Consider the following 23,660-nt stretch of genomic DNA (forward strand, 5'->3'; position numbering starts at 1 on the left):
GAGAGGCCAATGAAAAACGACGACACTGCCCGAATGCCATATCAGTTGCCGTTCCCAACAGATGCACAGGAAGAGATTGTGATACCGAACGCGGTCTCTGAGGACGAAAGGCTCTGGGTGCCGCAGGCCGAAAACGTGTGGTTCCGACCCCTCTGCCTCAATCGGTCACAAGGCTATTGGATGAACCTGCTGAAGGTCCGAAAGGCTGGTGTCCTTTCGCGCCATCGTCACCCGCAACCTGTCCACGGCTTTGTTCTGAAAGGACGCTGGCACTACTTGGAACACGACTGGGTCGCCGAAGAGGGCGGCTATGTCTATGAACCACCGGGTGAAACACACACGCTGGTTGTTCCGGATGATGTCGAAGAGATGATCACCTATTTCCAGGTCAACGGTGTGATGTGCTATGTCGATCCGTGGGGCAAGGTGCAAGGCTACGAGGATGTGTTCACGAAGATCGATCTGTGTCGAAAGCACTTCGCCGAAGTTGGTCTTGGGGAGAACTACGTTGAACAATTCATCCGGTGATCGCCCGTGTTTTGCGCTTGTTGCGCATGACGCAAGAAAAGACGAGATCGTGGCCTGGGTTGGCCTTCAGCGGACCTGGATATCAGGTGTTAGCATCGTATCAACAGGTACGACCGGCGGTCGTATCAAAGAAGCCTTTCCTGAATTGAATGTAACCTGTTTGAAAAGTGGCCCGCTTGGCGGTGACCAGCAGATTGGTGCAATGATCTGCGAAGAGAAGCTTGACGCTTTGATATTCTTCGTCGATCCGCTCTCGCCTATGCCGCATGATGTGGATGTAAAGGCGTTGACCCGTCTTGCCACAGTGTACGATCTGCCGATGGCGTGTTCACGATCAACGGCTGATCTAATCGTGAAGGGCCTGCGTGAGACCAACAGCAACGCGCAGTCCTAAAGCTCTCCGGTTCCGGCGGATTGCTCAGTCGCTGTTTAGAAGGAACCGGGCAAGATGGTCAGGTTTTTCAACGCCCAACTGGCTCATATTAGCTGTCATGTCAGCTCGCAAAATATGCACGAGGTGATCTATGCCCCGTGATCCAAATGCTGCGACCGCATACTGAAACGCCCGCCCGACCATGACAAAATCGGCACCTTTGGCCAACGCGCGCATGATATCCAAACCCCAGGCCACACCAGAATCGTATATGAGTGGGACATCCGGTCCGACTGCATCACGGATTTTTGGCAATTGGTCGATGACGGCAGGTCCGGCTTCGAATTGGCGGCCGGAATGATTTGAAACCCAAATGCAATCTACGCCCTGGGCCACCATTTTTTCAGCATCCTCCGACCGTAAAACGCCTTTGACGACAAGATGACCATCCCATTCGTCGCGCAATTCTCGCAGATATTGCCAATCGGGAATGCCGCGGATCAGAGCGCCCGCGTGCGTAAAGCTCTCGCGACCGCGTTGCGGCACATAGTCATCAAAGAACCGCATGCGCGGCATGATACCTTCAAGCATATGGGCAAGGCACCAAGCCGGCCGCGCGGCCATTTCAGCAAGCGTGCGCAAGTCGGCCTTGGGCGGGACAGTGAGGTTTGCACGTCTCTGGCGTTCGCGCCTGCTTTCTTCCGGGACATCGACAGTCATAATGAGAGTGTGAAAACCAGCGGCCTTGATCCGTGACAGCATTGCCCGGCGCAATTCTGCAGAGTTCACTGGGTAGTGCTGAAACCATCCGTTTCGGCCGATGTAAGGGGCGACATCCTCCGGTGAGGCGACCGCGACGCTGGACAGTGAAAACGGGATGTTGTGCTCGACGGCTGCCTGCGCCAGCATCCGTTCCGCACCGGCCCACAACAATCCAGACATACCGACAGGTGCAATTCCAAACGGAAGATCGTACGTCTGCCCCAGCAGTGTCGTTTGGAGGTCCGCTTTGGTTCGTCCACACAGCACGCTGGGCATGAATCCGATGGCATCAAGCGAATCACGATTCACGCTTTTCCCCAGCTCTCTGCCTGTTGCGCTGTCGAGATACTCGAACGCAAACTTCGGGATGCGCTTTTGCGCGGTTTTCCGAAGGTCTTCTATCGACGGGTGGGATAGGTCCAAATCCATCCGGGTCCTCTGGTTTTGTTGTCTAACGTTTGAAGCGCCTCAGCCGGTCACCAAAGGGACGGTAAGGCCAAAGAAATTGCGGGCACATAGGTGATGAACATCAGCAGGATCAGCATGCCGGCAAAGAATGGCAGGATCGCCCGGCTGAGGCTTTCGATGGAGACCTTCGAAATACTGCTGGCCACGAACAGGTTTACACCCAATGGCGGTGTACAGAATCCGATGGCCAGATTGACCGTCAAAATGACACCAAAGACGATCGGATCGACACCCAGTGCAGTTGCTACCGGCAGCAGAATCGGTGTCATGATGATGATCGACGAAATCGTCTCCATGAACATGCCGATCACCAACAAAAGCAGGTTGATCAACAACAGGATGATGATCGGATTGTCGGACAGGCTGGTGATTGTTGTGGCGAGTTCCGTCGGGATTCTTGCAAGCGTGATCAGTCTGCCAAAGGCGGTCGCCATGATCACCAATATCAGAATGGTTCCACTGGTCTTTGCACTGCCTGCTAAGACCTCTGGCAGGTCCCTGACGGTGATATCGCCATAGACAAAGATGCCGATGAAGGCGGCGTAAACCACAGCGACGGCGCCTGCTTCGGTTGGGGTGAAGATGCCACTGTAGATGCCCCCAAGGATGATTACAGGCACCAGAAGTGCCCAGATCGAAGACCGGAAGCTCTTCCAGACACCCGGGCCTGAGAACGTGGTTGTCGATTGCTGAACAACCTCATCCTTTCGCAGCAGGACACGGGCGACCAACATGAACATGAGGGCAAAGAGGATGCCGGGAACAACACCCGCCAGGAACAGCTTTCCGATCGAAACCTCGGCAGTAACACCGTAGATGATAAAGGGGATACTTGGCGGGATCATCACGCCGATCATCCCTGAAGACGCCGTCAATGCGCCGCTGAATTTGCGCGTATAGCCAACCTTTTCCATCTCGGGGATCATGTTTGATCCGATGGCGGCGACAGTTGCAGGGGACGACCCGGATATGGCGGCAAAGAACACGCAGGCAAGCACGTTCACATAAGCCAGCCCGCCCCGGATATGACCTATCAGTGCATTGGCGAACCCAACCAGACGGCGCGACATTCCACCGTGCTGCATCAGGTCGCCCGCGAGGATGAATAAAGGAACAGCGATCAGCGGAAACGAGTCTGCGCCTGTCACCACCGAGCGCGCCAAAAGCACCATCGGCGGAGTGCCATCCACGAAGACCATCACGATCATCGTCGCAAGACCCAGGCAGATGCCAATTGGCACGCTGAAGAGCAGAAGCGCGAAGAGAGTCAGGAAAAGCGTTGTTGCAAGCATGCCGGGTTCCTCACGCTTTGGTCTCTGCGATCAGGTGCAGGGTTCGGATCAGATGTTGAGTAACGCGGATTGCGGACAGGCCTGCACCAACCGGCGCTGAGGCATACAGGATCGGGATTGGCAGCCCCAAAACAACTGAGGTCTGGCTGGCCACAAAGGGCTGCCGGATCAGCTTGATGCATTCAATTGTAAGAACGATCAGGAATCCAAGGACAAGAAGCGCGATCACAACATCCGCGTAAAGCCTTGCCCGCTCGCTCAGGACATCGCGCAGGACCGTAATGCGCACATGATCGCCGGTATGGAAGGCATAACTGACGCCAAGCCAGACGAACCAGACAAATAGCCAAAGCGTTAGCTCTTCTCCCCATGAAAGAGAGGCATTCATGATGTAGCGCATGAACACGTTGCCAAAGATCAACACGACAATCGCGGCTAGTAGCGCACTGGCTAGGACCTTTTCGGCATTCATATCGATCCATTTGATAACCGACATCGTTCACCTCCCCTTGAACGAAAGGGGCGCCCGAACCTGCTCGGCACGGGTGCCCGGATTGGCTGAGTGAACCGTGGGTCAGCTTCCGCCTGCTGCGGACACCGCCGCGACCCAAGCGTCGTAGGCTTCGGCGCCAACTTCGTCGCGATATTGCAGGCGAACGCTTTCGGTTTTGTCAGCGAAGGCCTGTCTCTGCTCTGCAGTCAGTTCCAGAACCTCGACACCTGCGGCACGGATCTGTTCCAGTTGCTCCGCATCTTCACTGGCGACCAGTTCAGCCTGATAGTCACGTGCGGCAGCCATCGAGTCCCGGATTAGTTGCTGATGCTCCGCAGGCAGCGAGTCAAAGAATGGCTTGGAGACGACCGGCATGTAGACCGCGAAGACATGGCCCGTGGTCGAAAGGTATTTCTGCACCTCGTAGAAACGTTGTGAGGTAATAATCGCCAGCGGGTTTTCCTGCCCGTCGATCACGCCTTGCTGAAGGGCAGAGTAAACCTCGCCGAAGTTCATCGGCGTCGGGTTGGCGCCGAGTGTCTCGAATGTTGCCACATGCGCCGGAACCTTCATGGTGCGCAGCTTAACGCCCTCGAGGTCTTCGGGTGTTTCAACCCGGCGGACATTGTTAGTCACGTTGCGCACGCCCAATTCTAGCCAACCAAGACCGACGAGCCCCTGATTTTCGACCCGTCCGAGCATTCCGTCACCGGCCTCACCATCAAGAACATTAAAGGCGATGTCCTTGGAGGCATACATGTAGGGAAGCTCGATCACCGCAAAAGCCGGATCCCAGCCTGCGAAGAACGAAGACGGGGGAATGGCCATTTCAAGAACGCCGGTTTGAACACCTTCGATCATCTCGCGATCCGGGCCCATCTGCGAGGATGGAAAGATCTGGACATCGATCTCGCCATTCGAACCGGTCTCAACCAGTTCTTCGAATTTCAGGAGCGCACGATGCATGTGGAATGCTTCGGCGGCACCGTGCCCAACTTTGATAACTGTTTCGGCCGAGGCCGCGAAGGCAAGTCCGGTCGACATGGCGACGGCAAGCGCGAATGTGGATTTGTTGAACAAGGTTTCCTCCCATAAATTGTTCAGTTTTTACGATCTTTCATCTGACATATCAGATACAATATATAAATCAATGCTGGACGTGATACCTTGAAGCAGTAGAGTGGTCAGATACCTTAAATATGGCAGGGAAAATGCAACTTAAGCGACCGGATTCATTGAGTAAAATTGCGGAGGCGGAAATCCGGAGAAACATCGTGCAGGGTGTCTTTGGGCTGGGCGATTCGCTGCAGGAAGCCAAACTTTCAACGGCCATGGGCATCAGTAAGACGCCGATTCGCGAGGCCCTTGCAGCGTTAAACCTTCAGGGTCTTGTGCAGATCGTTCCGCGGCGCGGAGCATTTGTTTTCACTCTGTCTCACGAGGATGTCGTGCAACTCTGTAGGTATCGGTTGATCCTCGAATCAGCGGCTATGGATCAGGCGCTTATTGAAAACCCTTCTGCCTTGCTTGATGAGCTTACGGATTTAGTTTCCGAGATGACTGACGCGCGGAAGACCGATGATTTCGAACGCTATCTCGAGTTGGACGCAGCTTTTCACGACGCATTTTTTAGACATTGTGGCAACATCTATCTGCGGGACGGATATCAGAAAGTCAGTGACATCGTCCGCACAATGCGCACGTATTTATCAAAGCGCCCGGATCGCACTGCCAAATCATTGAAAGAACATGATGCAATCACGGCGCATCTGCGTGAGGGCAAAGTGAAAGCCGCAAAGAACATCTTGAGCCGCCAAATCACGCGTGGAGAACGCTCTTACTCGGATCTGGTTGGCAACGAGCTGCCATCGGAGAAGAAGCGGTAAGATTCCAGTTTGCCTTTAGCCCGTCCATTGCGCATCCAAATTTTGCTGCGCTTGGACTGAATGGCCGATTGTCTTCCACCGAGCGGCGTGATCTTTCGCGCGATTGCAGCAAAACCGGCGCTACATGCGTACGCAAAAAATGGCACTTCCGAGTTGGGCTCAGCGCTGCTATGCGCTCGTGCGGTGGGATGCTCGGTTTCAGGCCATTCTGAACGTCCGCTCTCACTGTCTTGGCACCATCTCATCGCACTGGCGGCAAATAGCCAGAATCTGCCCCACTCGCCAGTGTTGTGCCTGCCGCTCGTACTATAACCTGAGCTTTGCCATGGGGATGCTTGCGCGGTGGTAGAAGACGTCTCCGCGTCTATAGAGTCGAGTGTGCCCGGGCATCTTTTCTAACGCCTTCACTGTAACAGACTCGTTTTTAAGTCCCTGTAACTTAAGGGATTAAAAAATCGAATCAACAACTTATGGAGTTTTGGTGGAGCCTAGGGGAAACGCCGCCGAACGCCTAATGCACTGATAGTAAACACTATTGTAGTGTGTTGGTTTGCGGTATGTCTCACCCTAGTGTCACACCTATGCTTAGGCAACTCCTATTGATCACGTTCATTCAGGCAGCATAGCAAAGTGCGAAGTCGTTTCCTCTGTGAAGTCTCTAGTGATCAGGCCTGAGGGGGGTGTACCCCGGTGGTGTATGCACTGTCGTTGTCCAAGCATGGGGGAACTCTGCCTGCCTCGAGTGATAGATACGGGCCCGGAAAAATTCGCCAACAATTTGGCAAGTGGGGTGGGCCAGAACAGCGGATATTGATGCGATATGCACAAAATAGCTGTCACGAGCCCAGAGTGGACACACTTGATGGGGCCAACCTAGATAGCGTCTTCACGGTGCAATAAAATTGACCACTTACATTAAATTCGTATTGTCGAATATGGAGCAACAATAAGTTCACGCCGTGAAGTGCTTCGAAACAATTGTAGATCAAAATGAAAGAGGGACACTATGAAGAAACTTCTTTTAGCTTTGCCAGCAGCCGCAATTCTCGGTGCTTGCGACGAAGGCAGCACAACCAGTGGCACGTCGGCGACCCCAACCGCAGCAGAACAAGCGTGCTTGCGTGATGTCACTACGACCACCAACAATCCGGATGTAGCACTGCTCGGTTCGGAGTTTTCTGAAGCCGGTACGTTTGTGCGCGTCGGCGTCGGACCTGACCGCGCCCCTTGGCAGTGCATCGCTTACAGTGACGGTACAACAGATGGCATCATGTCGCTGACGAACGAAGGTACTCTCTAGTCTCATTATGTTCTCTGAACATGGTCTTTAGCCTTTGGACACTGTGCAGTCTCCGGCACAGTGTCGATTGCCAGTGATATTTGAGAACCCACTTTGAACTTTGGGGAGAGAAAGCATGGGTAAGCTGATTTTGGGGCTGGTCATTGGACTGATCGTAGGCGGCATAGGCGGTGGAATGCTAGGTATAGGCACTGGTGCAGGCGCAGGCATTTTAACGGGTCTGTCAGCGGGTGTGTGTGGTGTTGCCAACGCAGCTCAGCAGGAAGGGCTATTGACCAAAGAAGAAGTCGATCAAGTCTTCAACCGCGCGGTCAGTAATCTTAGTGAATTAACACCGGAAGCCGAAGGCAGTGGTGAAGCTATTGTTGGTGCGGCAAGCGAATGCGACGACGTACTGCAAAAGTTGCGGGACGCTGCCGCGTCCAATTGACTTAGGGAGTTTAGAAAGATGCGATCCAAGATTTTGGCTATGTGTCTTTGTGTTTCGCCTGCACTCGTTCTCGCTGCAGAAGTTGGGCAGGAGGCAATTGACGGCTGTATTGATCAGTTACGCTCTGTAGGCGGGCGGGACGGGCAAGGCGGCACGGTGCTCTCCACCGAGTTTTCCGATGCTAATTCGCTCGTCATGCTTAAAGACCGCGGCGAAACGGTTTGGAGATGTCTTGTCTCCAACGATGGTCAAGTCGCTGAACTCAGCGTCGCACAGGCCGCTGATGACGGCCAAGGCGCAATTGCGGGCTCAGGTGGTGTACCGGTCGTTTCGGGGACACAACGTGTCCAGTTTGCCACCGGCACCAGCGGAGCGGCATTGTCGGGCACGCTGAACCCAAATGCTTCGGTAAGTTATGTGCTTGGCGCTGCAAATGGTCAGTTTTTGAGGGTGGATGTTGGGTCTCACGGAGGTGCGTTGGACGACAAGATATTTAATCCCGACGGTTCGCTTCTGCTGGATCTAATCTCTTCAGACACGCCCTATTATGGTCAACTCTGGCAGTCCGGCGATCATATCGTTGAGGTCGTCAACGCCGGGGCACAACCAGTTACCTTCGATATTGGTATCGGCATCGAATAAACCCTCGACTAATATATCCGATGGCTTCGCTGCATGCTTATTGAGCCAAGCTAATTACAAGGTCCGATGCTTTGGAAGTCGTGATACTGCTAATTCTTGTTGTGGTTGTCCAGCTGGTATTGGTGCATAGAAATCGCCAACCACACAGAGTGACAAGGCAACCATACCAAGCAACTTCAGATAGGAAACCGAGGTTGGATGCCTCCCCGTCTCAAGGGGTTCAGCAGCCCCAGCGTTTTGACGCTGACAGTGCCATACCAGAACCTACAGAAAAGATATTGGAAGGCTCAGCCTATGTTGTGGACGGCGACACGATAAAAATACAGAAAACACAAGTGCGCTTGTTTGGCGTAGATGCGCCTGAGATTAACCACCCTTACGGCAAGAAGGCCAAGTGGGCTTTGGTATCCCTTTGCAAAGGGCAAAAGGTGAGGGCAGTGGTTACTGCTGAGGATACCCACGGTCGAACGGTGGCAAAGTGCTACCTTGAGGATGGGCGTGATCTGTCTGCTGAAATGGTCAAGTTGGGGATGGCGATAGATTGGCCTAAGTTCTCAGATGGCAAGTACAAGAGCCTAGAGGTGCCGGATGTGCGTAAGAAGCTGTGGCTGGCTGATGCGCGGCAAAAGGGTCGTACTAAGGTCTGGGAACAATTCGAAGCCAAACAAGCACAGCGCAATCAGAACAAATAGGACTTCGCACTCTCTTGCGGCAATGGTGTGGGTCCATTGTATGGTGCTTGGCTCGGTATTCAGAAGATGTCGCCGAGGGGTGTTTGGAGCGGTCTTACTGATGCGGTAACGTCTAAACTATCCAGTAGGTCTTCCGTGAAGTGCTCATGCACATTTGTGCGTAGTTCGCCGTGGTTCACGCCCGATACTTCTATGTGCTTTGTTATTGTGTCGCCGCACACTGCAAGACGCCGTGCCAGAGTGCCAGCCTCTTTAGGGCATCTCGTACGCAAAGACACCCGAATGGTCCTGCGTGTGGTGCTTGGTCTAGTGTGGGGTTTTGATCTTGTGTCGGGCAGTGGCCAACGAAAGTAATATATGCCGTGTCTGGACAGTGAGAGATACGCATGCAGCTTCATTTTGTGTCACACCTGTGTGTCACACCGCTCTAATGCTTGCTATCTAGTTATATTGTTAGGTTTTGGTGGAGCCTAGGGGAGTCGAACCCCTGACCTCTTGCATGCCATGCAAGCGCTCTCCCAACTGAGCTAAGGCCCCTTCCAGGTACCGCTGTAGCGGTGGACGGACGTTTATGAGACGACGGCAATGAGTGCAAGTCCAAAATGGATTATGCGGAAAAGATTCTGCCTCGCATCCGGGGGTAGTTTGAGGCGGCGCAAGGGCCGCCCCGGACTGGTTTTAGCTTTCTTCTTCCGCTGGCATATCGGTGATTTCGTCCAGCGAAACGTCGTCACTGCTGTCGTCATCATCATCCAGCAGATCATCGTCCAGTTCGACGTCGACACTGTCGTCATCGTCCAGAACCAGATCTTCTTCCGATGCATTTTCACGTGCTTTTGCCGACGCGGCATCTTCCGCATCTGCGGCGATCATCCGGCTCTTGCCGGTTTCAAGCTCCACGATCTCGCCGGTGTAGGGGCTGACGATCGGGTTCTTGTTCAGGTCGTAAAACCGCTTACCGGTGGTCGGGCAAACGCGTTTTACACCCCATTCTTCCTTGGGCATTTCAGATCCCCTTGATATCAGGTGAGTCGTAGTAATGATTCAGGTCACGTGCCACATGCAGCGGGCACTGTCAAAGCCTTTGAGCAGGAGAAACAGGCACATGGGGGACCACGCATTGCCCGGAAAACCGCCGGTGCCGCTAACGCTGCGCAAATCGGCCAGGGCGCGGCGTATCAGCTTGCGAATTTCTCAATTGGACGGGCGGGTTACACTGACCTACCCTAAAGGTGTCGCAGAAGCCGAGGCGCTGAATTTCGCCAAGGTCAAGGAAAACTGGATCCGTGAGCATCTTGAGGACAGACCCAACCCATTGGCCGTGGGATTCGGGCAATCAATCCCCATTGAAGGCAAAGATAGGCGAATCGTACCGGCAGAGGGCCGACGCGTTCTGCTGCGGGACGCAGAGGTTGCAATCCCCAAAGGGGCCGAAGCCCGGCGATTGGCGCGGTTCCTAAAGGAACTGGCGCGGGATCGCCTGACCGAGGCCTGCGACGATTATGCGGCAATGCTGGGTCGACCTTATTCCAGCCTGACCTTGCGCGATACGCGGTCTCGTTGGGGATCGTGCAGTTCGGCTGGTGGTCTGATGTTTTCGTGGCGCCTGATCCTCGCGCCATCGGACATCCTTCATTATGTCGCCGCACATGAGGTCGCACATCTGGCTGAAATGAACCATTCCTCCGCGTTCTGGGCGCAGGTCGAGCGCCTGTTTGGTGACTGCAAAGCCCAAAGGCGCTGGCTGCGCGACAACGGGGCGCAGCTTCACCATTACAGATTTGATAGCGCGACGAGTTGACCGCGCGGCGATTTGTGATCACATGGGGTTATGTTAAGCGCTCGCCCAACCGACACCCAACCCGCAGCCCATGATTTGGTCTATCGAGCCCTGCGCTCGCGTATCATGCACGGCGACATAGCGCCCGGGCAGGCGTTGACCCTGCGCGGCATCGGCAAGGAATTTGATGTCTCAATGACGCCTGCGCGCGAAGCGGTGCGGCGACTGGTGGCCGAAGGGGCGCTGTTTCTGTCTTCTTCGGGTCGGGTGTCCACGCCCGAGCTGACTAATGATCGTATCGAAGAGCTGGCAGCCCTGCGTACACTGCTAGAAGTCGAACTGGCCAGTCGCGCATTGCCCCGTGCACATATGGCCCTGATCGACCGATTGCAGAGCATCAACATGACCGTCGCGGAAATGGTCACCAAACGGGATGCCGTCGGTTACATCCGGTCGAACCTGGAATTCCATCGCACGCTGTATCTGCGTGCTCAGGCTCCGGCGATGCTGGCCATTGTGGAAACGGTATGGCTTCAGCTAGGGCCAACAATGCGGGCGCTCTATGGGCGGTTGCGGCGGACAGAACCGCCGCATTATCACAAGCTGATCATCGCTGCGTTGAAGGCGGGGGATGAGCCCGGATTGAGGCTGGCTGTACGGTCGGATGTGACGCAGGGGCTGCGGATGCTGGTCAGTTAAGCGGCTTGTCGCCGAAGTGATCGGGTTGCCGTTTCCAAGCACCGCAGAACTAGCTTGCGCACCTGGTCTGCGATACTCTGACCCAAATCACAACAAGAGCAGATTTCAGACATGATCAATCGACGCCTATTTTCAGTTGGACTTGGGTCAACGTTTTTGGCCGCCTGTTCCGGTGGCACGCCAACCAGCGCCCCGGCAACGCGGATGCGGGCCGTCCCCAACGCAGGCTATGACGCCTGGGTTGCCGGCTTTAAGTCCCGCGCGGCCTCGCAAGGTATTTCTCAAACCACCATCAACCGGGCCTTTCAGGGGGCGGGGTACCTGCCGGGCGTGATCGAACGAGATCGCAATCAGGTCGAATTCAAACGCTCGCTTGAGGATTATCTGGCGATTGCAGCTTCTGATGAAAGGATCGCAACCGGCAAGCAGATGCTGGTGCGCCATGCAGGAACCCTGTCAGAGATCGAGGCAAAGTACGGCGTCGATAAAGAGGTTATCGTTGCCGTCTGGGGCCTGGAAAGCCGTTATGGATCTCGCCGGGGGGACGTGCCGGTGGTGTCGGCAGTGTCGACCCTGGCTTATGACGGCCGTCGCGGCGCGTTTTTTGAAAAACAGCTGATCGCTGCCCTGAAGATCATTCAAGAGGGCGATACAACGCCCGCGAACATGACCGGCAGCTGGGCCGGGGCGATGGGGCATACGCAGTTCATCCCGACGTCTTACTTGGCTTATGCGGTGGATTTCACCGGTGATGGCCGTCGGGACATCTGGTCCGAGGATCCCACGGACTCTTTGGCCTCGACCGCCGCCTATCTGGCGCGGGCTGGCTGGGTGAGCGGACAGCCATGGGGTGGCGAAGCTGGCACTGTTTCGGGAACACCTGTCGCGGTGTTACAGCCGCAAACGCCGGGGCCGCGCATTGCGGTGTTCCGCAATTTCCAGGTGATCAAGCGCTATAATAACTCGGACAGCTACGCGATCGGCGTTGGACATTTGTCTGACCGGATCGCTGGTGGTGCGCCATTTCAGGCCTCGTTCGGGCCCGATGCGACCGGGTTGACGCTTGAGGATCGCAAAGAGCTGCAGCGCCGCCTGACATCCGCAGGGTACGACACGCAGGGCGCGGATGGGGTTATCGGCAACAACACGAAATCTGCCATCAGCGCGTATCAACGCGCCAGTGGCTTGGCCGTAACCGGGGAACCTTCGGCGGCTTTGTTGCGCCAGCTCGGTGGCTGACGCTTTAGGCCGCCAACCCCTTCGAGCCGATATCCAGGAATTTTTGACGGCGGTCCTTGATAAGGGCTGCCGCATCCTTGCCATCCAGCTCTTTCAGCATAGCAGCAATAGCGCCGCGTACAGAGTCGACCGTTGCGGCGCGGTCGCGATGCGCGCCGCCCTTGGGTTCGGTGATGATGTGATCGCAGACGCCCAGCTTTTGCAGGTCTTGTGCGGTCAGGCGCAGGGCTTCGGCGGCCTCACGCATTTTCTCCGAGTCTTTCCACAAGATCGACGCGCAGCCTTCGGGCGAGATCACCGAATAGACCGAATGTTCCAGCATCGCGACGCGGTTTGCCGTGGCAAACGCTACTGCGCCGCCTGAACCACCTTCGCCGATGATCACAGACACCAAGGGCACGCCGATCTTCAGGCACATCTCGGTCGACCGTGCGATGGCCTCGGACTGGCCGCGTTCCTCGGCACCTTTGCCTGGATATGCGCCGGCCGTGTCGATCAGGGTGATGACAGGCAGACCGAAACGTCCGGCCATTTCCATCAGGCGCACAGCCTTGCGATACCCCTCGGGTCGGGCCATGCCGAAATTTCGTTCAATCCGCGATTTGGTATCCGAGCCTTTTTCGTGTCCGATCACCATGACAGGCTGATCATCGAAACGCGCCAGACCGCCGATCACAGCCAGATCGTCAGCAAAGTTGCGATCACCAGCCAGTGGCGTGAATTCAGTAAACAGCTCGGCTACGTAATCCTGGCAATGGGGGCGTTCGGGGTGACGTGCGACCTGACATTTCCGCCATGGGGTCAGATCGCCATAAAGCTCATCCAGCAACTTGGCGGCCTTGGCATCCAGCGCGGCGGCTTCTTCGGCCACGTCCATCTCTTCGTTGGCGCGGGCCAGCGCGCGCAATTCCTCGGCCTTGCCTTCGATCTCGGCCAGGGGTTTTTCGAAATCCAGATACTGGGTCATGACGCCTCTCAACGCGGAAGTTCATTGCTATATGAACTTGCTGTCAGAGGAATGCAACACAAGGTAAAGCGGGGCGTGGTTCGGGGCCACGCCGGTTTAGGTCACTGGACGGGTACATAGCTGGACGGCAGGCCGTCATCGTCTGCGTTCACCATGTAGTACTGGTTTTCGCCGCTGTCCCAGACCAGAAATGCGTCCGCCCCTTCGGGTTTGGTCTGTTCGCCCCATGGGGCCTGAATGGTCAGAGCATCGCTTTTTGCATATCCCAGATCAGACAGGCGCAGCATATCAACTGGCGTCGTCTTGAGCGCACCTACAATGCCGGGCGCTTGATCTTCGAACATCGCCTTGACCTCAGGGGCCATGTCCAGCCGTTCGATCAGGCGCGCATTCTTGGCCACAACATCGTCCAGTGAAACAAGCTCGTAGGCCTCGTCAAACGTGCTCTTGCCGATGATGTAGAAGTCCGGGCCATCTTTGCGGAACTGCAGCGCAATGATCGAACCGGTATTCTCGGTCAGGTAAGCTTGATCGTAGCTGGTGCCATCAACCGAACCGAGGTTGTCGCGGATCGCCTCGGGGATGGCGTCGAAGTCATCGCTGGTCAGCTGCCAGCCCAGGATTGGGCGATCCTTGATATAGGCTTCGGGCGCCGGGTTATGCTGGCTGACACGTTCAGAAATAATGGATTGTGTCTGGACGTCATCGGCCTGTGCAATAGCCGGCATTGCGGCAAGGATGGCGGCAAACAGGATTTGGTGGAGCGGGCGAGATGGATTGTTCATATCAGTCCTCATTTACCATGTTGAATAATCTATTGATCTCGAGAGTTATCCGCCCAGTGTAACATTCTTACGTGTGTAACCCGATGTAAATGCAGCGAGATTTGTGGCTGCGGCATATGCATCCGTAGGCGAGCAAATAGAAACGATACTGATGGCGACCCGTTATGAAGACCGTGTTCTGCGTGTTTTGGCCCACGTTCATGATAATTGGGCTGAAGGCCTACCGCTGAAATTGCTCAGTTCGGGTATAGAACCGGGTAGAGCGAGCCGACGAGTAGAGCCGCCATTGTCCAGTTGAACACCATCAACCGGCGCGGGTTCGTCAGGATGCGTGCCATTTGCTGGCCCAGAACGGTCCATGTGCTGACCGAGGGCAGGTTGACTGCTCCGAAAACAAGGGCCACCACAATGATCGCCTGAAGGGTCTGATCAGGTGTGTAGGCGGTTGTGGCTGTCAGGGCCATGGCCCAGGCCTTTGGGTTGACCCACTGAAAGGCTGCTGCCTGCAGGAACGTCATCGGCGTGCCTGTCGTGTTTTGCCCCTTCGCCGGCGCGGCATGTGCGATTTTCCAAGCAAGGAACAGAAGATATGCAACAGAGGCGAATTTCAGCACCGTGTAGCTGATCGGATATCTGTCGAATAGCTGCACCAGGCCGGTGCCGACCAATAGCACCATGAAGGTAAACCCAAGCCCGATCCCCAGCATGTGCGGGATGCTCTTGCGAAATCCGAAATTGGCCCCAGACGCCATCAGCATCAGGTTGTTGGGTCCAGGTGTAATGGACGAGACAAAAGCAAAGGCGATCAGGGCCAGAAGGATATCGTAGGTCATAAGTTGGATAATTGCTGCAAACCGAACAAATGAAATTGCGTTTTAATGCGCGATCTCGTTAATATCACAATCAATGGCGAAAATTGACCACATAAATCAGCAAATATTGCGAGAACTTTCGCAAGACGGCCGCATCAGTAATTTGGATCTGGCGGACCGGGTAGGGTTGTCTCCTTCTGCCTGCCTGCGCCGCGTGCAGGAGCTGGAGCGTTCGGGTGTAATCTCGGGCTACCGCGCAGTCTTGAACCCATCCGAGATTGGTGTCGGATTCGTCGCCTATATCGGCGTTGGGCTGGGTGAACACACCAAAGCCGCACAGGAAGGGTTCGAACGCGCCCTTCAACGTGTGCCGGAAGTGGTCGAATGCCACAATATCACGGGGACCATCGAATACCTGTTGCGCGTGGAATGCGCGGACTTACCTTCGTACAAGACATTCCACACCGAAGTTCTGGGAACACTGCCGCATGTGACGTCGATCACGTCTTATGTGGTGATGGATTCACCCAAAGATATGCGCGCCTGACGTTGGAATTGTGATCTTCAACCGGCTTGCCGGGTGAATTTTCACAGCCTAGTGTCTTCTCAAGGACCTGATCGAAGGGGAACAACCCCAACAGGCCACACACAGGGAGAAGATAATGAAATTTGTTCGCATTGGAGCGCTGATAGCAGCTGCGGCGTTTATCGCCAGTTCAGCAGTGGCCGCGCCGCTCAAACTGCAGCCCGCCAGTCCGCAACCCAGTCCAAAAGCGGGATTGAATGTAAAATATGTGGGAACTGGTACTCAGCGCAAAATCCGCAATCTCACTCATGCCAAGCAGTTATTGCCTAAGGCCCAGCCGGGGCAGCCGCTGATCGGTTTGGATTATAGGGATACAAACGAGGGCGAGGATGTTTTGACATTCGACCACCACTATAATGTCGCTGCAGAAATCACCGGTTACATGCGCTTTGACTCACCGGGCGTTTACGAGTTGGAGACATGGTCAAACGATGGGATCGATGCCTGGGTTGGCGGGCAGCAGATCGGCAAAGTCAATAGTATTCAGGGGTGTGAGGCCAATCAACGAACCGAAGTAGAGGTGCCGAAGGCGGGTTGGTATCCGCTGAATATAATCTATTTTCAGAAGCTCGGTACATCTTGCCTGATGATGAAGTCAGGAAAGAAAGGTGAGCGTTTTACATGGACGCCTAACGACGTCTTTGGCCGTTAGGCCCAAATAAGGCGCCCCTAAGGGCGCCTTTTTCAATTGGATCAGTTCGCGGCGATCAATTCGGCCTGCGCCACGATCACCTCGGCCTGTTTGATCGAGGCGATGTCGACCAGACGGCCTTTGTAAACGGTTGCGCCTTCGCCATTCGCTTTGGCCTGCTCCATCGCAGCCAGGATTTCGCGTGCCTCGGACACGGCTTCGTCCGACGGGGTGAAGACCTGATTGGCCAACGCGATCTGCTTGGGGTGGATCGCCCATTTGCCAACCATACCCAGGGTAGCCGAACGTTTCGCTTGCGCGATGTAGCCTTCGTTGTCTGAGAAGTCGCCAAAGGGTCCGTCCACGGGCAGAACGCCATGTGTCCGGCATGCAGCAACAATGGCAGCCTGCGCCCAATGCCACGGGTCGGACCAGTGTTTTTCGCCTTCGCGCAGCATGTAATAGTTTTCCTGCGTGCCACCGATACCAGTGGTCTGCATCCCCATCGAGGCTGCAAAATCTGCTGCGCCCAGGCTCATCGCTTGCATGCGCGGAGACGAGGCCGCGATCTCTTCGACATGGGCAACGCCAGCCGCGGATTCGATGATGACCTCAAAGCTGACGGGCTTTGTACGGCCCTTGGCGCGCTCGATGGCGGTGACCAGCGCGTCTACGGCGTAGACATCTGCCGCGCAGCCGACCTTGGGGATCATGATCTGATCCAGCCGGTCGCCGGTTTGTTCCAGCAGGTCCACCACATCGCGGTACCAATAGGGTGTGTCCAGTCCGTTGATGCGCACGGACATGTATTTGTTGCCCCAATCGACGGTGTTCAGCGCTTCGATCACATTTGCGCGCGCGGCGTCCTTGTCCGACGGCGCGACCGAGTCCTCAAGGTCGAGGTTGATTACGTCTGCGGCCGACGCGGCCATTTTCGGGAACAGCTTGGTGTTTGATCCCGGTCCGAACAACTGGCAACGGTTGGGGCGCGCGGGGGCGGCGGGTTGGATGCGAAAGCTCATCTGGACCTCGTGCGAGAAAGGAAATTACGATTTTCTTGCCTCATGGGGTATTAAATTGCGCAAGCCATAGCAAGCATCTTTGTGCAGGCGCGGCAATGCAATCGCAGCAATTGCCGCAATACAGGGTCAAAACAGTGATTAAAGTTTAATCGCTTTGGAAACTTGAAAGATTAGTGCGCCATTTAGGAAGAAGGCGCAAAAATTTCCCACCTGACGGGGCGTTGTCAGACGAAAACGCGAAACACTCGTGGAAATCGTCCCCTAGATTGCGCCAGAATCAAAGGAGTAAACCGCAATGATCGAGACACCGTACCTGCTGTTTTTGGGCGATGCGCCCGACCAATTGGCGGCCAAAGTTGCAATCGGCATCAAGGACTGGCGTCCTGAGAATGCCGTTGGCCAGTACCGTATGGAAGGTTGCAAGGCCGATCTGGGCCTGACCGACATGTCCCTGACCGAGGCGAAAGAAGCCGGCGCCAAGACGCTGGTTATCGGCGTTGCCAACCGTGGTGGCGTGATCAGCCAGGAATGGAAAAAGGTTCTGGTCATGGCGTTGGAGGAAGGCTTTGACCTGGCCTCTGGTCTGCACAACCTGCTATGCGACGAACCCGATCTGGTGGCTGTTGCTGAAGCCACCGGCCGCAAGCTGCACGATGTTCGCGTACCTTCGGTGGAATACCCGATTGCAAACGGCATCAAGCGCAAGGGCAAGCGCTGTCTGGCTGTTGGCACCGATTGCTCTGTCGGCAAAATGTACACGGCGATGGCGATGGATGCCGAGATGCGCGAGCGCGGCATGAAGTCGACCTTCCGCGCAACCGGTCAGACAGGCATTCTGATCACCGGGGACGGTGTGCCGCTGGATGCGGTCATTGCCGATTTCATGGCCGGTTCGGTCGAATGGCTGACGCCTGACAACGATGACGATCACTGGGATCTGATCGAAGGGCAGGGGTCGCTGTTCCACGTGTCTTATTCCGGTGTGACCATGGCGCTGATCCACGGCGGCCAGCCGGATGCGCTGATCCTGAGCCACGAGCCGACCCGCGACCATATGCGTGGTCTGCCGACCTATCAGTTGCCGACCCTGGAAGCGCTGCGCGACACGGCATTGGGTCTGGCCAAGGTTGCCAACCCGGATTGCCAGGTCGTTGGTATTTCGGTCAACACGCAGCACATGTCCGAAGAGGACGCCACCGCATATCTGGCCAAGGTTGAGGCCGATATGGGCCTGCCCGCGACTGACCCGTTCCGCTTTGGTTCGGGCAAGCTGGTGGATGCGCTGGCCGCACTGTGATCTAAGCGGCGCGTCGGAGGCGGGCTTGTCCGCCTTCGGCGAAAGTATTTTGAAAAAGATGAAGGAGCTGGCGCGTGCAGGTAGAAGTCTCTCGTGACGTGTTTCGGCTGGCGCAGGTCTTTACGATCTCGCGCGGGTCTCGGACCGAGGCCAAGGTGCTGACGGTTCGGATTTCTGACCGTACCCATCAGGGGTGGGGCGAATGCGTGCCCTATGCCAGGTATGATGAAACGCTGGACTCGGTCGAGGCCGAGATCGCAGCTTTGCCTGCCGAGTTTACCCGCGACAGCCTAATGGACTTTTTACCTGCCGGGGCGGCGCGGAATGCGGTTGATTGCGCCCTTTGGGACCTTGAGGCCAAGCGCGCAGGAAAGCGGGCCTGGGATCTGGCCGGGCTGCCGGTTCCGGGGCCAGAAATCACAGCGTATACGCTGTCGCTGGACACGCCGAAAAAAATGCAGGCGCAGGCCGCAGCCAATGCGCATCGGCCCTTGCTGAAGATCAAATTGGGCACACCGGATGACATGCCCCGGCTGGAGGCTGTGCGCTCAGGTGCACCAGATGCCACGATCATCGTGGACGCCAACGAAGGCTGGTCAGCTGCGGTTTACGCCGACCTTGCCCCGCATCTGGTGCGTTTGGGTGTAGCCCTGGTCGAGCAGCCTTTGCCCGCCGGGGAAGATGACGCCCTGATTGGAATGGAGCGCCCCGTGCCAGTGTGTGCTGATGAGTCCTGTCATGATCGCACAAGCCTTCAGGGCCTCAAGGGCAAGTACGATGTGGTCAACATCAAACTGGATAAAACGGGCGGCCTGACCGAGGCGCTGGCCCTGCGCCAGCAGGCGCTGGCTGAAGGCTATCGCGTGATGGTCGGCTGCATGGTTGGCAGCTCTCTGGCTATGGCACCTGCGACACTGTTGGCACAAGGTGTGATGGTGACAGACCTTGACGGCCCGCTTCTGCTGGCCGAAGACCGCGACAACCCGCTGATTTTTGATGATGCCGGAGTGCACCCGCCCAAAGCGGACCTCTGGGGCTGAGGAGACAAGACATGACCCGCACCGTTTTTGTAAATGGCGAATACCTGCCCGAGACCGAGGCCAAGGTGTCCATCTTTGACCGTGGTTTTCTGTTCGCAGACGCCGTTTACGAAGTCACCAGCGTTCTGGATGGCAAGCTGATCGATTTCGAAGGTCACGCCGTGCGTCTGAAGCGGTCTCTGGATGAGCTGGAGATGGCTGAGCCCTGCACCAAGGATGAGCTGCTTGAAATTCACCGCAAGCTGGTGGAACTGAACGGCATCGAAGAAGGGCTTGTCTACCTGCAGGTCAGCCGTGGATCGGATGGCGATCGGGACTTTGTTTTCCCGTCCGAAGATACCAAGCCCAGCCTCGTGCTTTTCACCCAGAACAAGCCTGGTCTGGCCGATAGCCCAGCCGCCAAGAAGGGTGCCAAGATCATCTCGATCGAAGACATCCGCTGGGGCCGCCGGGACATCAAGACCGTTCAACTGCTGTACCCATCGATGGGTAAGATGATGGCCAAGAAGGCAGGCTGTGACGATGCGTGGTTGATTGAGGACGGTTATGTGACCGAAGGCACAAGCAACAACGCCTACTACGTCAAGGACGGCAAGATCGTCACGCGTCCGCTGTCGAATGACATTCTGCACGGCATCACCCGCAAAGCCGTCCTGCGCATGGCCGCCGAGGCGCAGATGGAGGTGGAAGAACGTCTGTTCACCATTGATGAGGCGAAGGAAGCGGATGAGGCTTTCACCACTTCGGCCAGTGCGTTTGTCATGCCCGTGGTTGAGATTGACGGGGTTGCGCTGGGCGACGGTACGCCGGGGCCAATCGCCAAGCGTTTGCGAGAGATTTATCTGGACGAAAGCCGCAAGGTCGCAATCTAAGCAAAAGGCCCGCCAGTTTGGCGGGCTTCTTTCATTTTGGGCGTCAGCCCTTATTCGTCACATTCTCTTCGAACGCGACTTTGAAGGCGGCCTGTTTTTCCGGACTGGCGTCAGTCTGATAGTTGGCTTTCCACTCATCCATTGTCATGGCATAGAAAATCTGACGGGCTTCATCCTTGCCCATCTCAATGCCTTTTTCATTGGCGGCTTCCTGATACCATCGCGACAGGCAGTTGCGGCAGAACCCGGCCAGATTCATCATGTCGATGTTCTGCACATCGGTGCGGTCCTCCATCAGATGCTGTTGCAAGCGACGGAATGCGGCGGCCTGAAGTTCTATTTCGGTTTGCTTGTCCATGGTCTGGCTCCGGATGACAGAAATACGTGCTGTAAATGACCTAGCGGCCAAAGGGCGATGTTTCAACGATCAGCGTATCAGGCCAGTTTCAATGCCAGCCAAGGAGTGATGCAGAAGATTAGTGTCAAAATCTTGTAGTTGGCCAGATACCGGAAATATGCCCGTTTCACTGCGGGGCGCTCCATCTGGAACATCTTGCCGTGGATGCCTGCGATCCAATCCTGCAACAGCAAGATCATCACTGTGGTGAACAGCAGAACCGCGATGTTAAGCACAGCCATCCAGCCAAAGACGGACGTCAGAAACTCCTGAGTCATTGTGGCCTCCTTTCCCAATAATATGGGGTCTGGGGCGGGTTCTCACAATGACGTGAGGGCATTTGTCACAACCCGCTTTCGCCCAGTGCGTCCTGCAGGATAGGGGCTAGCCGCTCGGCCCATTCTCGCTGTCCCGCGTGTTCGCCAATCAGGTCATTGCGCAGCTCGATCAGTGCGTTGGGGCGACCAAAACTGGTACAGTGTTTGTCAATGGCATCACCGGGCAGCACGCCGGTATAGGGTTCATTAACGCCGACGCAAAGGTCACCCTCGGCCTCTAGACGGTTGATCAACGGGCCCGAGAATCGTTCGTCCGGAGTATGCAAAACCCCAATATGCCACGGGCGGGGATCACGACCCCTTAATTGCCGCGTGAACGAGTGCATCGACACGATCACCGCATGCGGCAACGCGGCCATCTGCGCCAGCGCGTCATGATACGGGCGATAGCACATGTTCAACCGCCGCTCTCGTTCTGCCGCATCGGCGTGCCGGTTGCCGGGAATGATCGACCCGTCATAGAGCTTCATCAACAGGGTCGGATCATCTTCGCCGCGGTTCGGATCAATCACGAGGCGGGAAAAATTGGCCGCGATCACGGGTGCATTCAAAAGCTCACCCAGATGTTTTGACACCTCGTAGGCACCTACATCATAAGCGATGTGGCGTTCCATATCTTCACGAGGTAGGCCAAGATCGCCACCGTGGATTTCGGGCGGAACCAAGTTGGATGCGTGGTCGCATGTGATCAGCCAGCGCGAGGGCCGATCCGCGCCGTGGATAAAAAACGGGGAATACGTCATAAGCCTGTCATCTAGTTTGTCGCAGGTTTAGGGCAGTTGCTTTGAAAAGGGAATTGCGCAATAAGCAGGCGGAGCAATGTTTGCGGTAACATTTGCGCAGAATCAAGAGAAGACGTTAGGAGAGCCAGACCAATGCGACGCCTGAGAAATGTGAAAATCGTGGCGACGCTGGGACCGGCGTCAAATGACTATGACATGATCCGCGCGCTGTACGAGGCAGGCGCAGACGTCTTCCGCCTGAATATGAGTCACGGCAGCCATGATGAGATCCGCGAACGCCACCGGATCATCCGACAGATTGAAAAAGATCTGGACAGGCCAATAGCAATTCTGGCTGACCTTCAAGGACCCAAGTTGCGTGTCGGGGTGTTCGCCAACGACGCAGAAGAACTTGAAGAAGGCGCGGCCTTCCGTCTGGACTTGGACCCTGCGCCCGGAGATATCAACCGCGTTTGCCTGCCGCATCCCGAGATTTTTGCCGCGTTGGAGCCGGGTGCGCGCCTTCTGGTCAACGACGGCAAAATCCGCCTGACCGTGCAGGACTGTGGCCAGGATTTTGCCAATTGCACCGTTGAGGTCGGCGGTACGATCTCGAACCGCAAAGGTGTGAACGTTCCTGATGTGGTGCTGCCCCTGGCCGCCTTGTCGGCCAAGGACCGTGATGATCTGGAGTTTGTCTGCCAACTGGGCGTGGACTGGCTGGCGCTCAGCTTTGTGCAGCGCGCCAAGGACGTGTTTGAGGCTCGCGCGCTGGCAGATGGGCGTGCATCCATCCTGTCGAAGATCGAAAAGCCTGCAGCGGTCGAGGCATTCGACGATATTCTGGATGCCTCTGATGGGATCATGGTCGCGCGCGGCGATCTGGGTGTCGAGCTTCCGGTGTCAGCCGTGCCCCCGATCCAGAAACGACTGGTGCGCAAATGCCGTGGGGCGGCTAAACCTGTGATCGTGGCCACCCAGATGCTGGAAAGCATGATCGAAAGCCCGATGCCAACCCGGGCCGAGGTCTCGGACGTGGCGACGGCAATCTACGAGGGCACGGATGCGATCATGCTCAGCGCGGAATCCGCGGCGGGTACGTATCCGATCGAGGCTGTACAAACTATGAACAAGGTCGCCATCGAGGTCGAAGCCGACCCGACCTATACGCAGATCATAGCGGCGTCCCGGACGGCAAAGGGGACGACTATTGCAGATGGTATCGTTGCCGCCGCGCGCGAGATTGCCGAAAAAACAGATATCAAAGCGATTTGCTGTTTTACCCAAAGCGGCACCACCGCGCTGCTGACCGCCCGCGAGCGTCCGGGCGTTCCGATCATCGCAATGACGCCGGCCACCGGAACCGCGCGGCGTCTGTGTCTGAGCTGGGGCTGTCATTGCGTGATGACGCCCGAGCTGGAGCGGTTCAAAGGTGCCGTCGTCAACGCGGCCCGTGCGGCCCGTGCCGGAGGGTTCGCTTCCGAAGCCGATCAGATCGTGGTGACTGCTGGCGTGCCTTTCAACGTCCCGGGAACGACCAATATTTTGCGTATCGCGCCTTGCGATGAACGACTGATCTACAACACTGATCCTGGGTGACAGTTGCG

At 56.2% G+C, this 23,660-nt stretch carries 29 protein-coding genes and 1 tRNA gene; 16 read left to right on the forward strand and 14 right to left on the reverse strand.

Annotated elements, in window-relative coordinates; all coding sequences use genetic code 11:
* Positions 1–9: 9 nt before the first annotated feature.
* Together QMP16_RS15495 and QMP16_RS15500 are read left to right on the forward strand one after the other, a co-directional pair.
* A complete protein-coding gene (locus QMP16_RS15495; RefSeq protein ID WP_058275460.1) occupies positions 10–528 on the forward strand; it encodes a 2,4'-dihydroxyacetophenone dioxygenase family protein in 519 nt (172 codons plus the stop codon).
* Positions 509–922 carry a methylglyoxal synthase gene (locus tag QMP16_RS15500; protein WP_282153114.1) on the forward strand — a complete coding sequence of 138 codons (414 nt, stop codon included), beginning with the start codon at positions 509–511 and terminating at the stop codon, positions 920–922. The genes QMP16_RS15495 and QMP16_RS15500 overlap by 20 nt, the downstream gene beginning before the upstream one ends.
* Before the next feature lie 24 nt (positions 923–946).
* Here the strand turns inward: QMP16_RS15500 and QMP16_RS15505 are convergent, their stop codons facing one another.
* The 4 genes from QMP16_RS15505 to QMP16_RS15520 all read right to left on the reverse strand — a co-directional run bounded on the left by QMP16_RS15505 (position 947) and on the right by QMP16_RS15520 (position 4,996).
* A complete protein-coding gene (locus QMP16_RS15505) occupies positions 947–2,092 on the reverse strand; it encodes an alpha-hydroxy acid oxidase (protein WP_282153115.1) in 1,146 nt (381 codons plus the stop codon).
* A gap of 47 nt (positions 2,093–2,139) precedes the next feature.
* Positions 2,140–3,423, reverse strand: coding sequence for a TRAP transporter large permease (locus QMP16_RS15510; protein ID WP_282153116.1), 1,284 nt, complete (start codon positions 3,421–3,423; stop codon positions 2,140–2,142).
* A 10-nt stretch (positions 3,424–3,433) separates the two neighbouring features.
* Positions 3,434–3,919: a TRAP transporter small permease gene (locus QMP16_RS15515; protein WP_058276303.1), complete on the reverse strand. Its 486-nt coding sequence runs from the start codon at positions 3,917–3,919 to the stop codon at positions 3,434–3,436.
* 78 nt (positions 3,920–3,997) lie between these two features.
* Positions 3,998–4,996: a TRAP transporter substrate-binding protein gene (locus tag QMP16_RS15520; protein ID WP_282153117.1), complete on the reverse strand. Its 999-nt coding sequence runs from the start codon at positions 4,994–4,996 to the stop codon at positions 3,998–4,000.
* Positions 4,997–5,115: 119 nt separating this feature from the next.
* Here QMP16_RS15520 and QMP16_RS15525 point away from each other — a divergent pair, with 119 nt between their 5' ends.
* The 5 genes from QMP16_RS15525 to QMP16_RS15545 all read left to right on the forward strand — a co-directional run bounded on the left by QMP16_RS15525 (position 5,116) and on the right by QMP16_RS15545 (position 8,866).
* Positions 5,116–5,802, forward strand: a complete 687-nt coding sequence (locus tag QMP16_RS15525) for a GntR family transcriptional regulator (protein ID WP_282153118.1) — start codon at positions 5,116–5,118, stop codon at positions 5,800–5,802.
* A gap of 1,006 nt (positions 5,803–6,808) precedes the next feature.
* Positions 6,809–7,102, forward strand: coding sequence for a hypothetical protein (locus QMP16_RS15530; RefSeq protein ID WP_170398463.1), 294 nt, complete (start codon positions 6,809–6,811; stop codon positions 7,100–7,102).
* 115 nt (positions 7,103–7,217) lie between these two features.
* Positions 7,218–7,532, forward strand: coding sequence for a hypothetical protein (locus QMP16_RS15535; protein ID WP_282153119.1), 315 nt, complete (start codon positions 7,218–7,220; stop codon positions 7,530–7,532).
* 18 nt (positions 7,533–7,550) lie between these two features.
* On the forward strand, positions 7,551–8,174 hold the full coding sequence (locus tag QMP16_RS15540) for a hypothetical protein (RefSeq protein WP_282153120.1): 624 nt from the start codon (positions 7,551–7,553) through the stop codon (positions 8,172–8,174).
* Positions 8,175–8,368: 194 nt separating this feature from the next.
* Complete coding sequence (locus QMP16_RS15545; protein WP_282153121.1) at positions 8,369–8,866, forward strand: thermonuclease family protein; 498 nt, start codon at positions 8,369–8,371, stop codon at positions 8,864–8,866.
* Between the two features lie 59 nt (positions 8,867–8,925).
* Here QMP16_RS15545 and QMP16_RS23585 read toward each other — a convergent pair whose 3' ends face one another.
* From QMP16_RS23585 to QMP16_RS15555, 3 genes are all read right to left on the reverse strand, one after another.
* Positions 8,926–9,264 (reverse strand): DUF6538 domain-containing protein, encoded by a 339-nt coding sequence (locus tag QMP16_RS23585; RefSeq protein ID WP_348774605.1) that lies wholly within the window; start codon positions 9,262–9,264, stop codon positions 8,926–8,928.
* A 63-nt stretch (positions 9,265–9,327) separates the two neighbouring features.
* A tRNA-Ala gene (locus tag QMP16_RS15550) sits at positions 9,328–9,403 on the reverse strand.
* Positions 9,404–9,544: 141 nt separating this feature from the next.
* The gene (locus QMP16_RS15555; RefSeq protein WP_108861356.1) at positions 9,545–9,871 is read right to left on the reverse strand and encodes a TIGR02300 family protein; all 327 of its coding nucleotides are present in this window, start codon (positions 9,869–9,871) and stop codon (positions 9,545–9,547) included.
* 100 nt (positions 9,872–9,971) lie between these two features.
* Here QMP16_RS15555 and QMP16_RS15560 point away from each other — a divergent pair, with 100 nt between their 5' ends.
* The 3 genes from QMP16_RS15560 to QMP16_RS15570 all read left to right on the forward strand — a co-directional run bounded on the left by QMP16_RS15560 (position 9,972) and on the right by QMP16_RS15570 (position 12,584).
* A complete protein-coding gene (locus tag QMP16_RS15560; protein ID WP_282153122.1) occupies positions 9,972–10,667 on the forward strand; it encodes a M48 family metallopeptidase in 696 nt (231 codons plus the stop codon).
* A gap of 30 nt (positions 10,668–10,697) precedes the next feature.
* Positions 10,698–11,345, forward strand: a complete 648-nt coding sequence (locus QMP16_RS15565; protein WP_282153123.1) for a GntR family transcriptional regulator — start codon at positions 10,698–10,700, stop codon at positions 11,343–11,345.
* A gap of 111 nt (positions 11,346–11,456) precedes the next feature.
* Positions 11,457–12,584 (forward strand): lytic murein transglycosylase, encoded by a 1,128-nt coding sequence (locus tag QMP16_RS15570; protein WP_282153124.1) that lies wholly within the window; start codon positions 11,457–11,459, stop codon positions 12,582–12,584.
* A gap of 4 nt (positions 12,585–12,588) precedes the next feature.
* On the opposite strand, the gene QMP16_RS15575 is transcribed toward QMP16_RS15570, so the two are convergent.
* The 3 genes from QMP16_RS15575 to QMP16_RS15585 form a co-directional block, all read right to left on the reverse strand.
* A complete protein-coding gene (locus QMP16_RS15575; protein ID WP_108861352.1) occupies positions 12,589–13,551 on the reverse strand; it encodes an acetyl-CoA carboxylase carboxyltransferase subunit alpha in 963 nt (320 codons plus the stop codon).
* Between the two features lie 101 nt (positions 13,552–13,652).
* Complete coding sequence (locus tag QMP16_RS15580; RefSeq protein ID WP_282153125.1) at positions 13,653–14,336, reverse strand: hypothetical protein; 684 nt, start codon at positions 14,334–14,336, stop codon at positions 13,653–13,655.
* Between the two features lie 236 nt (positions 14,337–14,572).
* On the reverse strand, positions 14,573–15,169 hold the full coding sequence (locus QMP16_RS15585) for a LysE family translocator (protein WP_109312213.1): 597 nt from the start codon (positions 15,167–15,169) through the stop codon (positions 14,573–14,575).
* Positions 15,170–15,242: 73 nt separating this feature from the next.
* Between QMP16_RS15585 and QMP16_RS15590 the strand changes: the two genes are divergently transcribed.
* Positions 15,243–15,695: an Lrp/AsnC family transcriptional regulator gene (locus QMP16_RS15590; protein ID WP_058273360.1), complete on the forward strand. Its 453-nt coding sequence runs from the start codon at positions 15,243–15,245 to the stop codon at positions 15,693–15,695.
* Positions 15,696–15,810: 115 nt separating this feature from the next.
* The gene (locus QMP16_RS15595; protein ID WP_282153126.1) at positions 15,811–16,386 is read left to right on the forward strand and encodes a PA14 domain-containing protein; all 576 of its coding nucleotides are present in this window, start codon (positions 15,811–15,813) and stop codon (positions 16,384–16,386) included.
* 41 nt (positions 16,387–16,427) lie between these two features.
* Here QMP16_RS15595 and QMP16_RS15600 read toward each other — a convergent pair whose 3' ends face one another.
* Positions 16,428–17,387, reverse strand: a complete 960-nt coding sequence (locus tag QMP16_RS15600; protein WP_282153127.1) for an L-malyl-CoA/beta-methylmalyl-CoA lyase — start codon at positions 17,385–17,387, stop codon at positions 16,428–16,430.
* A 295-nt stretch (positions 17,388–17,682) separates the two neighbouring features.
* Here QMP16_RS15600 and dgcN point away from each other — a divergent pair, with 295 nt between their 5' ends.
* The 3 genes from dgcN (at position 17,683) to QMP16_RS15615 (ending at position 20,596) form a co-directional block, all read left to right on the forward strand.
* On the forward strand, positions 17,683–18,684 hold the full coding sequence (gene dgcN, locus QMP16_RS15605) for an N-acetyltransferase DgcN (RefSeq protein WP_058279014.1): 1,002 nt from the start codon (positions 17,683–17,685) through the stop codon (positions 18,682–18,684).
* A 74-nt stretch (positions 18,685–18,758) separates the two neighbouring features.
* Positions 18,759–19,724, forward strand: a complete 966-nt coding sequence (gene dgcA, locus QMP16_RS15610) for an N-acetyl-D-Glu racemase DgcA (protein ID WP_282153128.1) — start codon at positions 18,759–18,761, stop codon at positions 19,722–19,724.
* Positions 19,725–19,735: 11 nt separating this feature from the next.
* Positions 19,736–20,596, forward strand: a complete 861-nt coding sequence (locus QMP16_RS15615; protein WP_109312218.1) for a D-amino-acid transaminase — start codon at positions 19,736–19,738, stop codon at positions 20,594–20,596.
* Between the two features lie 43 nt (positions 20,597–20,639).
* On the opposite strand, the gene QMP16_RS15620 is transcribed toward QMP16_RS15615, so the two are convergent.
* The 3 genes from QMP16_RS15620 to QMP16_RS15630 all read right to left on the reverse strand — a co-directional run bounded on the left by QMP16_RS15620 (position 20,640) and on the right by QMP16_RS15630 (position 22,074).
* Positions 20,640–20,954 carry a DUF1244 domain-containing protein gene (locus QMP16_RS15620; protein WP_282153129.1) on the reverse strand — a complete coding sequence of 105 codons (315 nt, stop codon included), beginning with the start codon at positions 20,952–20,954 and terminating at the stop codon, positions 20,640–20,642.
* A 77-nt stretch (positions 20,955–21,031) separates the two neighbouring features.
* A complete protein-coding gene (locus QMP16_RS15625) occupies positions 21,032–21,271 on the reverse strand; it encodes a DUF6868 family protein (protein WP_108861343.1) in 240 nt (79 codons plus the stop codon).
* Between the two features lie 65 nt (positions 21,272–21,336).
* Positions 21,337–22,074, reverse strand: coding sequence for an N-formylglutamate amidohydrolase (locus QMP16_RS15630; protein WP_282153130.1), 738 nt, complete (start codon positions 22,072–22,074; stop codon positions 21,337–21,339).
* Between the two features lie 132 nt (positions 22,075–22,206).
* Between QMP16_RS15630 and pyk the strand changes: the two genes are divergently transcribed.
* Positions 22,207–23,652, forward strand: a complete 1,446-nt coding sequence (gene pyk, locus QMP16_RS15635) for a pyruvate kinase (RefSeq protein WP_108861341.1) — start codon at positions 22,207–22,209, stop codon at positions 23,650–23,652.
* Positions 23,653–23,660 lie beyond the last annotated feature (8 nt).

This window comes from Ruegeria atlantica, assembly GCF_947495585.1.
Classification (GTDB): Bacteria; Pseudomonadota; Alphaproteobacteria; order Rhodobacterales; family Rhodobacteraceae; genus Ruegeria; species Ruegeria atlantica_G.

Bases quoted from the DNA above. Each gene is read 5' to 3' on its own strand.
- QMP16_RS15495 (WP_058275460.1), top strand. From the start codon at position 10: ATGAAAAACGACGACACTGCCCGAATGCCATATCAGTTGCCGTTCCCA.
- QMP16_RS15505 (WP_282153115.1), bottom strand. From the start codon at position 2,092: ATGGATTTGGACCTATCCCACCCGTCGATAGAAGACCTTCGGAAAACC.
- QMP16_RS15510 (WP_282153116.1), bottom strand. From the start codon at position 3,423: ATGCTTGCAACAACGCTTTTCCTGACTCTCTTCGCGCTTCTGCTCTTC.
- QMP16_RS15515 (WP_058276303.1), bottom strand. From the start codon at position 3,919: ATGTCGGTTATCAAATGGATCGATATGAATGCCGAAAAGGTCCTAGCC.
- QMP16_RS15525 (WP_282153118.1), top strand. From the start codon at position 5,116: ATGGCAGGGAAAATGCAACTTAAGCGACCGGATTCATTGAGTAAAATT.
- QMP16_RS15530 (WP_170398463.1), top strand. From the start codon at position 6,809: ATGAAGAAACTTCTTTTAGCTTTGCCAGCAGCCGCAATTCTCGGTGCT.
- QMP16_RS15535 (WP_282153119.1), top strand. From the start codon at position 7,218: ATGGGTAAGCTGATTTTGGGGCTGGTCATTGGACTGATCGTAGGCGGC.
- QMP16_RS15540 (WP_282153120.1), top strand. From the start codon at position 7,551: ATGCGATCCAAGATTTTGGCTATGTGTCTTTGTGTTTCGCCTGCACTC.
- QMP16_RS23585 (WP_348774605.1), bottom strand. From the start codon at position 9,264: ATGAAGCTGCATGCGTATCTCTCACTGTCCAGACACGGCATATATTAC.
- QMP16_RS15555 (WP_108861356.1), bottom strand. From the start codon at position 9,871: ATGCCCAAGGAAGAATGGGGTGTAAAACGCGTTTGCCCGACCACCGGT.
- QMP16_RS15560 (WP_282153122.1), top strand. From the start codon at position 9,972: ATGGGGGACCACGCATTGCCCGGAAAACCGCCGGTGCCGCTAACGCTG.
- QMP16_RS15565 (WP_282153123.1), top strand. From the start codon at position 10,698: ATGTTAAGCGCTCGCCCAACCGACACCCAACCCGCAGCCCATGATTTG.
- QMP16_RS15570 (WP_282153124.1), top strand. From the start codon at position 11,457: ATGATCAATCGACGCCTATTTTCAGTTGGACTTGGGTCAACGTTTTTG.
- QMP16_RS15575 (WP_108861352.1), bottom strand. From the start codon at position 13,551: ATGACCCAGTATCTGGATTTCGAAAAACCCCTGGCCGAGATCGAAGGC.
- QMP16_RS15580 (WP_282153125.1), bottom strand. From the start codon at position 14,336: ATGAACAATCCATCTCGCCCGCTCCACCAAATCCTGTTTGCCGCCATC.
- QMP16_RS15585 (WP_109312213.1), bottom strand. From the start codon at position 15,169: ATGACCTACGATATCCTTCTGGCCCTGATCGCCTTTGCTTTTGTCTCG.
- QMP16_RS15590 (WP_058273360.1), top strand. From the start codon at position 15,243: ATGGCGAAAATTGACCACATAAATCAGCAAATATTGCGAGAACTTTCG.
- QMP16_RS15595 (WP_282153126.1), top strand. From the start codon at position 15,811: ATGAAATTTGTTCGCATTGGAGCGCTGATAGCAGCTGCGGCGTTTATC.
- QMP16_RS15600 (WP_282153127.1), bottom strand. From the start codon at position 17,387: ATGAGCTTTCGCATCCAACCCGCCGCCCCCGCGCGCCCCAACCGTTGC.
- dgcN (WP_058279014.1), top strand. From the start codon at position 17,683: ATGATCGAGACACCGTACCTGCTGTTTTTGGGCGATGCGCCCGACCAA.
- QMP16_RS15615 (WP_109312218.1), top strand. From the start codon at position 19,736: ATGACCCGCACCGTTTTTGTAAATGGCGAATACCTGCCCGAGACCGAG.
- QMP16_RS15620 (WP_282153129.1), bottom strand. From the start codon at position 20,954: ATGGACAAGCAAACCGAAATAGAACTTCAGGCCGCCGCATTCCGTCGC.
- QMP16_RS15625 (WP_108861343.1), bottom strand. From the start codon at position 21,271: ATGACTCAGGAGTTTCTGACGTCCGTCTTTGGCTGGATGGCTGTGCTT.
- QMP16_RS15630 (WP_282153130.1), bottom strand. From the start codon at position 22,074: ATGACGTATTCCCCGTTTTTTATCCACGGCGCGGATCGGCCCTCGCGC.
- pyk (WP_108861341.1), top strand. From the start codon at position 22,207: ATGCGACGCCTGAGAAATGTGAAAATCGTGGCGACGCTGGGACCGGCG.